The sequence below is a fragment of the Proteus sp. fly-1067 genome (assembly GCF_040139345.1).
Lineage (GTDB): Bacteria > Pseudomonadota > Gammaproteobacteria > Enterobacterales > Enterobacteriaceae > Proteus > Proteus vulgaris_B.
Genome location: NZ_JBEEUL010000005.1, coordinates 38981 through 51341, shown reverse-complemented (window position 1 = coordinate 51341; position 12361 = coordinate 38981). Strand labels below are relative to the sequence as shown.

General features: G+C 38.1%; 11 protein-coding genes. 4 read left to right on the top strand and 7 right to left on the bottom strand.

What is annotated here, in order from left to right; all coding sequences use genetic code 11:
- Positions 1–8 precede the first annotated feature (8 nt).
- A complete protein-coding gene (gene fdxH / locus ABN217_RS08990) occupies positions 9–938 on the top strand; it encodes a formate dehydrogenase subunit beta (protein ID WP_197269745.1) in 930 nt (309 codons plus the stop codon).
- Complete coding sequence (gene fdoI, locus ABN217_RS08985; RefSeq protein WP_196554476.1) at positions 935–1594, top strand: formate dehydrogenase cytochrome b556 subunit; 660 nt, start codon at positions 935–937, stop codon at positions 1592–1594. The genes fdxH and fdoI overlap by 4 nt, the downstream gene beginning before the upstream one ends.
- Positions 1595–1679: 85 nt before the next feature.
- On the opposite strand, the gene fdhF is transcribed toward fdoI, so the two are convergent.
- On the bottom strand, positions 1680–3848 hold the full coding sequence (fdhF, locus tag ABN217_RS08980; protein WP_349459327.1) for a formate dehydrogenase subunit alpha: 2169 nt from the start codon (positions 3846–3848) through the stop codon (positions 1680–1682).
- A gap of 617 nt (positions 3849–4465) precedes the next feature.
- Here fdhF and ABN217_RS08975 point away from each other — a divergent pair.
- Positions 4466–5782, top strand: a complete 1317-nt coding sequence (locus ABN217_RS08975) for a sodium-dependent transporter (protein ID WP_196554446.1) — start codon at positions 4466–4468, stop codon at positions 5780–5782.
- Between the two features lie 87 nt (positions 5783–5869).
- Here ABN217_RS08975 and ABN217_RS08970 read toward each other — a convergent pair whose 3' ends face one another.
- From ABN217_RS08970 to ABN217_RS08955, 4 genes are all read right to left on the bottom strand, one after another.
- Positions 5870–7240: a class-II fumarase/aspartase family protein gene (locus ABN217_RS08970; protein ID WP_196554447.1), complete on the bottom strand. Its 1371-nt coding sequence runs from the start codon at positions 7238–7240 to the stop codon at positions 5870–5872.
- 12 nt (positions 7241–7252) lie between these two features.
- Positions 7253–8809, bottom strand: a complete 1557-nt coding sequence (locus ABN217_RS08965; RefSeq protein ID WP_196554448.1) for a PTS transporter subunit EIIC — start codon at positions 8807–8809, stop codon at positions 7253–7255.
- Positions 8810–9136: 327 nt separating this feature from the next.
- Complete coding sequence (locus tag ABN217_RS08960) at positions 9137–9877, bottom strand: MurR/RpiR family transcriptional regulator (RefSeq protein WP_072068932.1); 741 nt, start codon at positions 9875–9877, stop codon at positions 9137–9139.
- Between the two features lie 196 nt (positions 9878–10073).
- A complete protein-coding gene (locus ABN217_RS08955; protein WP_072068933.1) occupies positions 10074–10319 on the bottom strand; it encodes a DUF2543 family protein in 246 nt (81 codons plus the stop codon).
- Between the two features lie 135 nt (positions 10320–10454).
- Here ABN217_RS08955 and ABN217_RS08950 point away from each other — a divergent pair, with 135 nt between their 5' ends.
- Positions 10455–11180 (top strand): RluA family pseudouridine synthase, encoded by a 726-nt coding sequence (locus ABN217_RS08950; RefSeq protein ID WP_349459326.1) that lies wholly within the window; start codon positions 10455–10457, stop codon positions 11178–11180.
- 10 nt (positions 11181–11190) lie between these two features.
- On the opposite strand, the gene ABN217_RS08945 is transcribed toward ABN217_RS08950, so the two are convergent.
- Both ABN217_RS08945 and ABN217_RS08940 read right to left on the bottom strand, forming a co-directional pair.
- Positions 11191–11667, bottom strand: a complete 477-nt coding sequence (locus ABN217_RS08945) for a cold shock domain-containing protein (protein ID WP_196554450.1) — start codon at positions 11665–11667, stop codon at positions 11191–11193.
- Between the two features lie 107 nt (positions 11668–11774).
- Positions 11775–12308 carry a DUF2058 domain-containing protein gene (locus ABN217_RS08940; RefSeq protein WP_196554451.1) on the bottom strand — a complete coding sequence of 178 codons (534 nt, stop codon included), beginning with the start codon at positions 12306–12308 and terminating at the stop codon, positions 11775–11777.
- Positions 12309–12361: the final 53 nt, after the last annotated feature.

The following is a 12361-nucleotide window of genomic DNA, read 5'->3' as shown; positions in this document are numbered from 1 at the left end:
GGAAACTGATGTCATTGCAATCTCAAGATATTATTCGTCGTTCTGCCACCAATTCCCTCACACCTGCACCACAGGTGCGCAATTTTAAAGAAGAAGTGGCAAAACTTATCGACGTTACTACCTGTATTGGCTGTAAAGCCTGTCAGGTGGCTTGTTCTGAATGGAACGATATTCGCGATAAAATTGGCACTAACGTTGGTGTTTACGATAACCCAACTGACTTAACGGCAAAATCATGGACAGTAATGCGATTTTCTGAAGTTGAAGAAAACGGCAAGTTAGAGTGGCTAATTCGTAAAGATGGCTGTATGCACTGCGCTGATCCGGGCTGTTTAAAAGCTTGTCCAGCAGTAGGTGCCATCATTCAATATGCAAATGGTATTGTCGATTTCCAATCAGAACACTGTATTGGTTGTGGTTACTGTATTGCTGGTTGTCCTTTTGATGTCCCTCGTATTAATGAAGAAGATAACCGCGCTTATAAATGTACACTGTGTGTTGATCGCGTTGAAGTCGGTCAAGAGCCCGCTTGCGTAAAAACTTGCCCGACAGGTGCCATTCACTTTGGCTCTAAAGAGGCAATGACGTATCTTGCCAACGAACGAGTCGCCGAACTAAATACCCGAGGCTACGACAAAGCTGGTTTATACGATCCCCAAGGCGTGGGTGGTACACACGTAATGTATGTACTCCATCATGCTGATAAACCTAATTTGTATCATGGTTTACCTGAAAACCCAGAAATTAGCTCAACGGTAAAATTCTGGAAAGGCATTTGGAAACCATTAGCGGCAGTTGGTTTTGCGGCAACATTTGCGGGTGCCATGTTCCATTATTTAGGTATTGGTCCTAATCACACCACCAAAGAAGATGAAGAAGAGGCACAAAAAGAGATGGAAGCATCACAGCATTCAGTGAATAAAGAGGAGCAGAAATAATGAAGAAGAAAAGCGATAAAATCCTTCGTCATACTGCCTCAGAGCGAATCAATCACTGGGTTGTGGCGATTTTCTTTGTCTTTACTACCTTTAGTGGACTAGGTTTTTTCTTCCCATCTCTAAACTGGTTTATGAATATTTTGGGCACACCGCAGCTTTCGCGTTTACTGCATCCATTTACGGGTGCTGCGATGGTATTTTTCTTTATCTTTATGTTTTTTAGATACTTCAAGTATAACTCTGTAGATAAAGATGATTTAGTGTGGGCAAAAAATATCCATAAAGTGCTACAAAATGAAGAAGCCGGCGATATTGGGCATTACAACTTAGGTCAAAAAGGAATTTATTGGACATTAAGTCTCAGCCTTATTGTTCTGACCATTAGTGGAATAATTATTTGGCGACCTTATTTTGCTGATTATTTCTCTATTCCTGTTATTCGCATTGCTTTACTGGCTCACTCACTGTCCGCCATCGTACTGATCATTACTGTGATTGTTCATGCTTATGCCGCGTTTTGGGTAAAAGGTTCAATTCGTAGCATGATTGAAGGCTGGGTAACGCGAGGTTGGGCGAAAAAACATCACCCGCGTTGGTATCGTGAGATTTTAGAAGAAGAAAAAAAAGAAGCAGAAAGTAAATTAAACCAAAAATAATAAACTGCTTTTATTTCTATAAAATAGATGTGAGAAAAAATGGAGGCTTAATTGCCTCCATTTCTATTTTTAATATACGCTCAATTTAATGTGTCGCTGTTTTTGCTTGCTCCACTAAATTAATTAAGCGACTTCTCATTGTATGATAATGTTGAGAAACTTGGCTTTCTGCCCATTTTTGATCGGCAATTTTAATCACTTTAGCCGCACAATATTTTGTTTCAGGTGTTTTTGAAACAGGATCAAGATTATCCTGAGTCAGCTCATTACATGCCCCAATCCACCATTGATAGGTCATATAAATAGCCTGTTTATTAATGGTTTCATTTATATTACAGCGAGACATCACTTTACCGCGGCGAGATTCAACCCAGACAATTTCTTGGTCACAAATACCCGCCTCTTTCGCCACATCAGGATGAACTTGAACATAACCAGGTTCATCTGCAAGTGATGCCAATGCTTTACAGTTACCTGTCATCGAACGGCAAGAATAATGCCCAACTTCACGCACAGTAGACAAAATCATTGGATAATCACTATCGGGTAATTCCGCAGGTGCTCGCCAAGGTGTCGCAAATAACAAACCTTTACCTGAAGGTGTATTAAAGTGGTTATCTGAATATAAATAAGGCGTACCCATATCTTCAATATCAGTACAAGGCCATTGAATATGGGCTAAACCTGCTAATTTTTCGTAGGTTGCTCCAAAGAAGAGTGGGCAAAGCTCCCTAACCTCATTCCAGATCTCTTCATTATTTTCATAAGCCATCGGATAGCCCATTTCAGTGGCGAGTAAACTAATAATTTCCCAGTCACGCTTCACATTACCGCGCGCTTCAACTGCCTTTTCAAAGCGCTGAAAGCCTCTATCAGCACAGGTAAAGATACCGGCATGTTCCCCCCAACTAGTTGATGGTAAAATCACATCAGCTTGCTCTGCGGTTTTAGTCATAAATATATCTTGAACTACGACAAAATCGAGAGCTTCAAACCCTTTTCTAACTAAGCCTAAATCAGCTTCGGTTTGAAGTGGATCTTCACCCATGATGTAGTAAGCTTTCACTTTACCTTCAATGGCTAAGTGTGGCACTTCGGTAATGCGATATCCCACTTCAGGATCAAGTTGCTCAACAGGGATATTCCAGGCTTGTGCAAATTTCTGACGTATTTCTTCGTCAGTCACATTTTGATATCCCGGAAACATATTTGGTAAAACACCCATATCACAGGCACCCTGAACATTATTTTGTCCACGAACCGGCGCAACACCAACATGTGGTTTACCTAAATTCCCCGTTAATAGTGCAAGACCAGATAAGCCTTTTACCACATCAACCGCTTGACCAAATTGTGTTACACCCATACCCCACATAATGGTTGCTGTTTTAGCATTTGCATAAGTGCGCATTGCTTTACGTATTTCTACTGCTGGAATTCCGACAATATCTTGCACAGCTTCAGGGCTATAGTCTGCGAGTTGTTTTTTATATTCTTCAAAGCCTTCTGTGTATTGGCTCACATAGTCTTTATCATAGAGATCTTCATCAATTAGCGTGTATGCGAAGGCATTGACTAACGCCATATTAGTACCATTTTTTAATGGTAAATATTGGTTAGCAATTTTAGCGGTTTCGATTTTACGAGGATCACAAACAATAATTTTGGCACCCTTTTGTTTCGCTTTAACCACACGACGCGCCACAATAGGATGAGAATCTGCACAGTTATAGCCAAACACTAATAAGCAATCTGAATCTTCAATATCAGCAATAGAGTTGCTCATAGCTCCATTGCCTAATGTTTCTTGTAAACCAGCAACAGAAGGCCCATGACAAACACGGGCACAACAATCGACATTATTATTACCTAATACTGCACGCACAAATTTTTGCATCACAAAGTTGGTTTCATTCCCTGTACCACGAGAAGAACCCGTACACATAATGGATTTCGCACCGTATTTTTCTTTTATTTCCAGTAACTTTTTTGCCGTAAATTGAATCGCTTCATTCCAACTCACAATTTCAAAACCAGCCCCTTTTTGTCGGCGGATCATCGGCTCATGAATTCTGGCTGTCAGCAATTTGTTGTCATTAAGGAAATCCCAACCATATAGCCCTTTTAAGCAAAGTTCGCCTTGATTGGTGACACCATTGGCACCTTCGGCTTTGATTATGCGACCATTTTCGACACAGAGATTGATTTTGCAGCCAGCGCCACAATAAGGACAGACGGAGTTGATTTTGTTCATTTGATATCCTTTCCCCTAACTAGGGAGTAAAAGAGTCATAAAGAACTTTGAATTAAGCAGGAATTGTGCCAATTAATTTTTAAAAGATAATCAATAAGATATGAAAATAAAATAATATTTAATAACCATTTCGACATTTTTGCCGATGCTCGCCTTATACAAACAAGGCTAATTCCATAACTTTCTTACAACCTCCAATCATTGGCATCAGGAAAACATTTAGAAATAAAAATTAACACTGAATTCTAATAAAATTTATTTCTTTAGTTTGAATTTATGATATAAATAATAAACGCGCATTTTGAAAAACAACATTTCATATTGCATTGCAATAATATCCATTTCAATAAAGAGCAAAAAAATGAATATGAACACCAATAACCGACTCTTAGGCCTAAACCTACTACTCCTTCTTTAGGTGGCCGAGCACGTTCATTTTTTTGCAAAAGCCACCAGTCAGGTGGCTTTTTTGTTGTGCCCCTTACTGGTGAAATTATTTTTAGGGGAGTTTCTATGATGTTGAGTTTTACCATAAGGATGATGAGTCACAACGTCTTCTCAATAAGTAATTGTATGGTTATATCCTCCATAACTAATCAAATAAATCAGGGGGCAAAATGAGCCAACAATGGACATCACGAGTCGGCCATATCTTAGCAGCCGCAGGCTCTGCAATCGGTATTGGCGCAATCTGGAAGTTTTCTTATGTTGCCGCCAATAATGGAGGAGGCGCATTCTTAATCGTCTTCTTATTATTCAGTTTTATTATCGGGCTTGCGGTATTACTGGCTGAGAATATCTTAGGTAGTAGCACACATGCTGAAGCGGTCAATGCCTTTAAGAAAATGATGGGGCGTAATTGGGTTATCATTGGCGTTATTGGTGTATTCAGTTCATGGTGTATTTACAGCTTCTATAGTGTTGTTGGTGGTTGGACAATTGGCTATACCGTTATGGCGGCAACAGGTCAGTTGAATATTACAGATAGCGCCGAATTAACGGGTATTTTTACCCGCTTTATTAGTGATCCTTTATGGCCTATTTTGGCTCACCTTACCTTTGCGGGATTAACCTGTTTTGTAGTTTTAGCCGGTGTACAACGCGGATTAGAAAAAGCCGTTAAAATCATGATGCCAATGTTATTTATCATTATGATTTTATTGATAGTCGTTGGTATCAGCTTACCCGGTTCATCTGAAGGCTTAAAATTATTTTTATACCCTGATTTTAGTAAATTAACCCCTCAAGGCGTATTGGATGCGTTAGGATTAGCCTTCTTCTCACTGTCTATCGGTTTAGGTATTCACATCACTTACAGTGCTTATTTAGCGGATAACAAAGGTATCGCTAACTCCAGCATGTGGGTGGTTATTCTGTCTTGTATGGTGTGTGTACTTGCCGGATTAATGATTTTCCCTGCATTATCTGCCGCAGGCTTAGAGCCTAATGCAGGCCCTGGCTTAACCTTTATGACCATGCCAGTTTATTTTGCTCACTTACCCGGTGGCAACATTTTAGCCGTGACGTTCTTTGTCCTGTTATTAATGGCGGCGTTAACCTCTGCAATTTCATTACTTGAGCATATCGTCGCTTATGTGCAGATGCGTTTTCAGTGGACTCGTCGTCGTGCCGGATTAGTAGTTACAGCCTCAATTATGTTGATGGGTATTCCTGTTTCATTATCTTTTGGGCCAATGAGTGATGTAACATTCGCAGGTAAAACGGTCTTTGATTTGTTGGATTATCTGACTTCTAATATTTTGATGCCACTGTTTGGTATTGCAATGTGTTTAATCTTTGGTTGGTCACGTAGAGCGAATGCTTTTATTCCTGAAAATATCACTGGATTAAAACGTCAATGCTTATTGTTAGTATGGCGTTATATTGGTCCAATCTGTATCGGTATTATTTTAGTCCATGGATTGATTGGCTAGTCATCAGCAAAAAGAGCCACTCAAAATGAGTGGCTCTCGACTTAACTGATAATAATTTATTTATGGATACTTGATGGTTTTTACTACTTATTTATAACTTTGTTTAATTTCTTGAGAAATCGCTAATCCACGTTTTGCTTCTTTTTCAGCAAGTTCAACGGATAAACCGATATAAGAACGAGGATCGAGCATGGCCTTGATTTCATCTGCATTGAAAGCTGCAGTAATAGTTTCGTTCTTCATCAAGTTAGTATAAAAATCTTCACCATCTGCTGCCGTTTTAATCGCTTCTTCATATAACAGTGAATGCGCTTTATCTTTACCTAATTTTTCTGCCATTTTCATCATAACGTATTCTGTATTATCTAACCCTTTATTTCTCATCACGTTATGTAGCATTCTCTCTTCATGAGGAACGATGGTTCTTGAAAGCTCTTCCGTTCTTAATAGAATTTCTGTTGTTAATTCTAACGCTTCTTCAATTAAGCCATCAAATAACATATAAGAGCTACTGTCACCTTCATAAGGTCTTACCGCAGAGTACATTCCCACATTCGGTAATGAGTACAGTTTCTGTGAGTTAGCGATAATTCCTTTGGCCAATTTGGGATTAATTTTATGAGGCATTGTACTACTACCGACAGTACCTTTTGTGAATCCTTCAGAAACCTCAGCAATTTCTTCTAACGTGGTGCTATACACTTCTTCACCAATTTTATGGCAGATGTTAGCCATCAGTGCCAAGTTCATCATATATTCTAATTTATGCGTACTTAGATTACGTGATGGGACTTCCATTGCTTGCATACCCACTAATTCAGCAACGCGTTTTTGTACTTTCATCCCCACTTCAGGCATTGAGTTAAAAGCACCTACTGCACCGCCCATCATAATAGTGAATACGCGCTTTTCACTCTCTTTCATTCGTTGGTAGCAATCAATAAAATCACTGATCCAAACCGACACTTTATAGCCGTAAGTAATAGGAATAGCATGACGACCGTGTGTTCTACCTGCCATCACCATATGTTTTGTTCTTTCAGCGAGATTTGATAAGTTTTCGATGATCTCGCTTAACAACAACATAAATTTGTTGTGTACGGTTTTCATCATATACAGCTGTGAACTTTGCTGTATATTTTGTGTGGTAATGCCATAGTGCACATATTTACCACTCTCTTCAGAGCATGCATTCACCAGTACTTTTAAAAAAGGCACAAAGCCATGACCGATTTTTTGATAAATACGGTTCATCTCTTCAAAATCGATATTCTCAATAATCGCCTTTTCTTTAATTTCATCTGCGGCAGACTGTGGAATAAAACCGTATTCAGCTTGTGCTTGCGCTAACATGGCTTCAAACATCAACCAAGTTGAATATTTAGCTTCATTGGACAGCAGATTTTTTATACCGCGATCGTCGATTGTTTTACTTTTAGAATCGTATAACGCTCTCATCATGTATCCTTTTTATTTCTTCATTGCGTCATCAACAGCATTGCGAACAAATTCGACTTTAGGGCCATAAACGACATGGACATGGTTTGCTGCCGGAAAGAAGAATGCTGTACAGCCAGACTCCAACATTAATTCTTTGTCTATTTGATTTACTTCATTAATATCAATACGTAATCGTGTAATACAGTTATCAACATTACGGATGTTTTGTTTGCCACCTAACGCTTGAATTAAGATTTCTGCAATTTCGCCATAACGTTTTTCTTTGATTAGTGTGTTTTTCATATTGCTTGATTCTTCTCTACCTGGGGTTTTGATATCAAATTTGACGATAGCCCAGTAGAAAATAAAGTAGGTCACAACAGCCAGTGTGCTACCAATCAGCACTAAAAAGATCCAATTAGTATGTTCGTAGAGTAAACCAAAGATAGTGAAGTCAAAGACTGTGCCTCGGATATAACCAATTGCAACACCAGCAAAAGAGAGTAGAACTGCGCCAATACCCACAATAATCGCGTAAATTAAATAAAGTAACGGTGCGATAAAGACGAAGGTAAATTCAAGAGGTTCGGTTACGTTACCTAACATTGCAGTTAAAACCATCGTCACTAGCATCGATTTAACTTCAGCACGGTTCTCTTTTTTCGAGGTTTTATAAATTGCTAATGCAATCGCAGGGAATAAGAACAATGTAACCAACATTTGTTGCTGAGCCATAAAACGCGTCAGGCTTGGCATCATTGCCCAATATTCACTACTTGGGCCTTGGTTAAATAATACTTCTGTCATTGCTGGAACAACACCTACATAGGTTTGCCCATCAATCACATAAGAACCACCAGCCTCGGTAAATCTAAACAGAACATTCCAGACGTGGTGTAAACCAAATGGGATAAATAGACGCTCACCACCCGCAGTAAAGAAAGGCCCAACAGGACTTAAGAAGACAGCCGAGAGCTTAGTTAAGCCCATGACTAATACTTCCCAAATAAATGGCAACAATGCACCCACACCAATCATTAATCCGACCATAATAATGGCGACAGATTTTTTCCCTGAGAAGAAGGCAAATGCTGTTGGCAATTCAAGGTTATAAAACTTATCGGTAGCCCATGCAGCGATTAATCCTGTGATAATCCCTCCGGCGGCACTAATATTCATGGTTTGTATACCCAGAACCTTAATTTGCCCAACCTGCGTCATAATGGCAGGATCAGCCAGCTTTCCAGTCAATACCAACCAGATATTGATTGTACTTATCAAGGTTAAATAGCCCACCACAGAGGCAAAGACCGCAATTCCCTTATCTTTATGACTCATTCCATACGCCACCCCCATTGCAAATAGAAGTGGAATATTGTCAAACACCACACCTGCAATAGAACGGATACTGACTAATAAAGCATTGACTGTTTCATTTCCTAAGAAAGGAAAGCGTGCAATCATATAAGACTGAACTAAAGCACCACTGATCCCCAAGATCATACCGATAGGCGCTAATACACCGATTGGTAGAAGTAGGGTTCTACCAAAGCGCTGAATAGACTCGCTGAACTTTTTCCTGGCCATATTTTTTTCCTTATGACTTCTCGAATATAAAAGAATTACCGAGGTACTCTAACTTAGGGATTATAGGAAATGAATGACGTAGCGGTTTTAAATATTATCTCATGTCATTTTTTATGACTTAGGTCTTTTTAATAAACGATTTAATTAATAATAATAAACAATTTTTTATTTCAGCAATAAAGATTGATCCTAGATATTAATATCTATATTGAAAAAGAAGGTTATTTTAAAATAACTTATGAGTATTTTAATTAGATAGATTAATGCTTTTTACACATTAAGAATAAAAAGAATATTTAACTAATAGAATGATCAGTTTATTAGAACTTAAAGTAGTGTTTCTAGCTCATTTATCAGTAAATCCACCAGCATAAAAAAGCCAATACGTGATTTAGTATCATCTTTTTTTGTATCGTGATTATCAGCAAAACAAAACAGAGCATGGCTTGCGTAACTGGTTAATTCATTGGTATTAAATGCTGTCATACTAATAATATTAGCATCTTTTAACTGTACGATTTTTGCTGTTTCTATAATTTTTTTTGTGCCACCAGAAAGGGAAATAAAGATAACAGTGTCATCTTCATTAACAAGGCGAGTAAACGAGTCAGATAAGTTGTAATCATTAATAAAAAAGCAATGTAGTCCCAAAGCAAACAGAAGGTGTTCAAGGTAATAACCGACTGCTTTACTCGTTCCCCTTGCAACAATAAAAATATTCCTAGAGTGACGTAAGGTTTTCGCACATTCCCGAATTTGCTCTTCATTAATTAAGGTAAATGTTTTATTAATATTCTTTTCTAATTGCTTTTTATAAGAGGCGGTGCTCGTTTTCTCAACTTTATTTTGAGCCAAGATATAATTATTAATTTGGAATTTAAGCTCTTTAAATCCACTAAATCCTAACTTTTGCGATAAATTAATAATCACCGTTTTTGATACAAAAGTTTTTGCAACTAAATCATTAATATTTAAATAGGGTATATCCGCAATATTATCGGTGAGATATTTTAATACTTTTTTTTCGCTGATCGTTAAATTGTCATAATTTTTTAAGAAATCCAACATATCTCACCCAACCAATTGAATATAAAACACTCTATAAAGGAGCGAACATCCCAAAAATATGCCAGCTCTTTTCGTGCGCTTATGTGCAATAAAATAGATAACGAGTATACGTTAAATCATACAGTTATGTAGGAACAGAGTTATTTTTTGTGAATTGAGAGATTATTGAGCCCACGATCAATGAGCCCAATACGTGCTATTCATTACCCCAGCGATTAAGAAACATCGCAATATCGTCAATGCGTTTTTTATTAATACCCGCTTCTTTTGCCATCTCTTGTTGTGCCGATTCACTAATTTCTTCGTTGTTCATTAATCGAGTGAGTAATAATTGAAAATAGAGAGCAAGCCCATCTTCTTCTGCCTCAGCAACAGGATCGGTTGATTCCAGTGAATACTCTTCTACCATGTCATAATATTTAAAATGGATTTCATTGTTCATAAATTCTCCCCAAGGATTAACGTTAATACTCGTCATATTCAATTACTATCAAATTACTAAGAGTATATCTCTACATTCGCCTGTTAACCTAAAATTCGCTATCATCCACTTTCTTCTTTTTCTGCGGATAGGCTGATGTCTACGATTATCGATACTTTTATTGCCCCACCTTGCCATGATGAAATCGAGATCCTTTATCAAGACGAGTACTTAGTCCTTATCAATAAACCGACAGGACTATTGAGTTTATCAGGAAAAAACCCACAAAATATCGACTCGGTACATTATCGATTAGTGAAGCTATTTCCGGGATGTACGCTTGTTCATCGACTTGATTTTGGTACATCGGGATTGATGGTTGTGGCACTCAATAAAGCAATCAATGCGCTTTTGTGTCAGCAATTCAGCCAACGCAGTGTAACCAAGGTATACAACGCACTACTGTGTGGTCATTTGAAAGAAAATGAAGGAGTGATTAATGCTCCAATTGCAAAAGATCCAGCTCTGTTCCCACGCATGGCGATTTGCCCTATTAATGGAAAGCCAGCTTGCTCTGGTTATCACGTTATTGAGCGTTTTTATCATATGTTAGAAGATAGGACGTTATTGCCTCTAACGCGGGTACGATTTACCCCTGAAACGGGAAGAACTCATCAACTTCGTATCCACAGCCAGTTTATAGGCCATCCTATTTTAGGGTGTGATTTATATGGTGGGAGCGACTATTGCTTGAATAAAAAAATAAAAGAAACTAAAAGAACTGAACGGACTCCGCGACTTATGCTTCATGCGAGTGAGCTTCATTTTGTTCACCCTATTAGCCAAGCACCAATAAAAGCGCGTTGCGAGAGCCCGTTTTAAATATCGATATTTACAGTTTAAGTGCTTTTACTGTTTCATCGATATCAAGTTCATCTTCAGTAAAAACTATCTCTGTTCCGTGCATTGTCATGATCGCCAGCTTTCTCAACGTGCGCATATTAGTCGCACCATCCGCTGACTTTGGTCTGATGCTATTCATTAAAGTACCAACAGAAAGTACGGTATTTTCTTTATTGATATGTGTATCTGCAGGCACATCTTCGCTATAAATTCGAAATGATTTAATTGATGTCAGTTTAACGCGCTCACCTGCAATATAAACATATTTGCTGTCTGGGATCACTTTAACCGCATAAGCAGACAGACCTTTGGTATTGGTGGTCGGCTCAAACGTGACATTTGCATCTGTTTTTATCAAAGCAGGGTTGGCAACTTTAATCACATGAAAATAACGGTTATCCCCGTTTTCATCTTTAATAAATCCAAAACCTTTATCTTCAAACCACTTTGTGATTATTCCGTTCATTGCCATTATCGCCTACTTAATCGTTTATCTACAAAAATTTCCAGATGCAGTATAAAGCACAATGCTTATACAGACTATGCCTTTGAGTTAATAAGCTACGTTACTTACTACCACATTAAATCATCTGGGATTTTAAAATCAGCATAAGGATCGTCTTCATCTTGTTCTGTCTCGCTCAGTGCGTTATTTAACAAGATACAGTCCACGTCTCTTTGTGTAATTTTATCTGCAACACTGGCTGGAATAATCGCGTACTCCGTTTTATTTGCATTATCCAGACGAGCAATAGCAAGACGTCCACTAATTAATTGAGATTGCGTCAGTTTATCCACCGCAATTTTTTTAATTACATTATTGTCAGTGAAATTAAAGTCAATATCGCCTTTTGTTGGCGTAATTCTATTCATCTCAATAAGTTGCTTAACTTGCGCTTTATATTCTTTAGATAAAGTCGCTTGTTTTTGTTGCTCACTAAGCAGTTTATCGCGCTCAAGTTGAGCCTTTTTATTTTCTTCTACGGCTTCTCTTGCTTCTCGCGCTTGAACACGTGATTTTTTTGCCGTTCTTTGGACTTTTGCCATTTTTTTACTAGTCACAAGCCCTGCTTTTAACATTTGCTCTTGTAAGGTAAGTTTTGCCATTTTTATGCCTAAATTTGCTCAAGAATTTATGAAATTATACCTGTAATTTCTAA